Source organism: uncultured Campylobacter sp. (genome assembly GCF_938045405.1).
In the GTDB taxonomy this organism is placed as follows: domain Bacteria; phylum Campylobacterota; class Campylobacteria; order Campylobacterales; family Campylobacteraceae; genus Campylobacter_B.
The window spans coordinates 1-3,106 of the sequence record NZ_CALIMW010000101.1 but is presented as its reverse complement, the minus strand read 5'-3'; the positions used below and the strand labels follow the sequence as shown (position 1 = coordinate 3,106).

3 protein-coding genes are annotated in these 3,106 nt (G+C 47.2%); all 3 read left to right on the top strand.

Features of this window, described 5'->3' with window-relative positions; translation table 11 throughout:
• Nucleotides 1-98 precede the first annotated feature (98 nt).
• The gene (locus tag Q0140_RS03675) at nt 99-1,064 is read left to right on the top strand and encodes a S8 family serine peptidase (RefSeq protein ID WP_297962013.1); all 966 of its coding nucleotides are present in this window, start codon (nt 99-101) and stop codon (nt 1,062-1,064) included.
• The gene (locus tag Q0140_RS03670; protein WP_297962011.1) at nt 998-1,372 is read left to right on the top strand and encodes a S8 family serine peptidase; all 375 of its coding nucleotides are present in this window, start codon (nt 998-1,000) and stop codon (nt 1,370-1,372) included. Before Q0140_RS03675 ends, Q0140_RS03670 begins: the two co-directional genes overlap by 67 nt.
• 15 nt (nt 1,373-1,387) lie before the next feature.
• On the top strand, nt 1,388-3,106 hold a 1,719-nt coding region (locus Q0140_RS03665; RefSeq protein ID WP_297962009.1), incomplete at its 3' end, for an autotransporter domain-containing protein.

Genomic DNA, 3,106 nt, shown 5'->3' with positions numbered 1-3,106 from the left:
TTATAAAATCTTTAAAATATTTAATTAAATTTTCATTTAAAGGTTATTATAATTAAATAATTTTTTTATAAAAACCAAACCATAAAGAAAGGGATCGTATGAGAAAGCTAAATTTCAAAGGAGCCCATGTGCTGTCTGCAGCAGTTTGCGCCGTGCTATTTACAAATGTCTGTGAAGCACAGTATATAGAACCCGGCAAAGTAGGCGATATAAAAAGCTGGGAGACGGACGAGTATAAAGCATACTGGGGTCTAAGTAGCATGAACGCATCGGTAGCCTACGCCAAAGGTGCCACTGGTAGAGATGTAAAACTGGGTGTAGTTGATTCGGGCATGCTTTTAAGTCATCAAGAATTCGCAGGAGGCAGGGTTACGGGAGCGACCGCGAAGGGCGAGTACTCCAAAGACGGCATGCGTTACCCAGATGCAGAATTCGGCAACGCGCCCTTTAAACAAAAAGGCAGTGACGAATATGATAAAACAAATAAAGGCAAATTTAAAAAAGGTCAAAAATTTGAAACTAACGGCGATTGGATAGCCGGGACGAACGACTCGCACGGCACGCACGTAGGAGGCACGATAGGGGCCAACCGCGACGGACGCGGCACGCACGGCGTGGCATGGGAGTCGAGATTATACTCGGGAAATACAGGCGGAAACGACGGCATGACCTACGGCCCAAATCAAGACTACGGATACTTCTACGCCGTATATAACGAGCTTGCTAAATCGGGCGTAAGAGCGATAAATAATAGCTGGGGATCAAATAGAAGAGTAAATTCCTCCTATCCGGGCGCGGAAGGTTACAGCGGGATTCCCGGTACGGCGGCTAATCCTACTAAGCCTAATCATCATCTATACCTCAAAGATATAGATACCGCTAAAAAAGCTTATTATCAATTCGTAGTGGACGGCCGGAAAAGCTTCATAGATGCCGCATACGAAGTCGCTAAAAAATACAGAATAATCCAAGTCTTTACCGCTGGCATAGAGACGGCATGGAAGAATCCTACACAAGGGCGATGCTGCCGTATTTTCGCCCCGACGTGGAAAAGCTATGGCTAAACGTAACGGGACAAACTGACGGCAATGCCCAAAGATTTAATACCGCGGGAGATTCTAAATGGTGGACCATAGCAGCGCCTGGAGTAAAGATAAAATCCTCTATCGTAGATGTCAAAACAGGCAAGGCGGGATACGCTTCTTGGGGCGGCACGTCTATGGCGGCACCTCACGTAACGGGAGCCTTGGGCGTCATAATGTCCAGATATAACTATATGACGAACGAGCAGGCACGAGATGTCTTACTAACAACGGCGAGACAGACGAAGTATTCGTTCAAAAAGAATGATACTAGCAAGCTTTCGGGCTGAACGAGCGAGCTTGGTGTGCCCGATAAAAGATGGGGCTGGGGCATAGTAGATCTCGGCAAGGCAATGTTCGGACCAGGTCAGTTTCTAGGGAAATTCGACGTAAATATGGACGTAGATGACGTCTGGTCCAACGACATCTCGGACAAGGCGATAAAATTTAGAAAGACCGAGGACGATGCGGATGCGGCGGCTTGGGCGGTGCGCAAAGCACAGCTCGATGCTAAGGGCGGAAATTTGACCGCAGAAGAAAGAGCCGAATACAATGTAGAGCTAGCCAGAGAGCAAGCGCGAGCGCATAGAGCGGCGGAAGGCTATAAAGGAACGCTGATAAAAAGAGGCGGCGGCACGCTAACGCTTGCGGGCGATAACACCTACAGCGGCGATACGATCATAAAAGGCGGGCAGATCACGGCGCTAAATCAGTCTTTAAAAAACAGCAAGGTGACCGTAGAAAACGGCGGCGCCTTGAAGATCAAAAAGAGCCTAACCGTCCAAGAGGTCAAAACCGACGTATTCAATAAGCCGAAAGAATTCGTAAATAAAACCAGAACCGCTACCTCAGATACCGTCACGGCGACGATAAAGCAAGGCGGCAGATACGTCGTATCGCACGCGGGTATAGTCGGCATGTCTTCGGCAGGAGCTACGAATTTGAACCTCACGTTTGAAAAAAATTCCATCGTAGATCTAGAAAATCCTCTTTTCGAAGATGCGCAAAAGATATATAAAGATCCTGCAAAATCAAAGAGATACTGGGTAGAAGGTAGCTTCAGAGGCTACGATCAGACAATTTTAAGAGAATACGCGTTTTTTGATTTAGTTAAAAATTTTAACGACTCCAAGCTAGAGTTCACCTTCAAAAAGGGCAGCGAGGGTATGGTGGATTTCGCAAAGGGTAAAAATCAAAAACTGATCGCCGCCGCAATAGAGGGCTCGAGCAATCAACCCGCCCTAATGAGCGTTTTTAGAAGCAGACCTGCGGTGCGAACGAGCGATCTATATAGAAATTTCATCTTTGCTACGCCGCAGCAGGCCTCCGACACGCTAAAAACGTTCGCGAACGAGGCAAATTTCGCCGCACAAAATGCAGCTGTGATCGATAACGTACTGATCCGAAACGCCGTCTTAAACCGCAAAAGAAATTTTAATGCGTTAAGCATAGATGAGGAAATGGGGATCAACTTCTGGGCGAACACTGCGGGAAACGTCATGAAATTTAACTCGGATGAGGGAAGCGGGGATTTCAAATCCACGTCCGTGACGCAGCTTGTCGGCTTAGACGGCGCGCTGAGCGAGAGTTTAAGACTGGGGGTCGTGCTGGGCACAGGAAAAACTAAAACCAAAGAAGATGGCAGCAAAGAGTTTGATCACACGAACAGACACGCGGGACTTTACGCACAGGTGGGTTTAGAGACCGTTAAATTTGATCTAGGCACCGTATATACGGACATAAAACGCAAAAAAACCGGCAGCTCCACGATAGTGCAATACACCGCCAACAATGGCGTCAAGAGCGACGGAAAGCTTATAAATATGTTTGCTAGCGCGACATACGGCGGCTTTAACGGCGAAAATTTCGAGATAAATCCGTATTTGGGCGTCTCTCGCATCTATGCTAGAACGGGCGGCATGAGCGAAAATGTGGGTCCGTTCGTGATGAGTACGGATAAAAAATCTAGAAACATGAATATCCTAACGGTGGGCATCAGTCCGAGCATGCCGTTTAAAATAGGT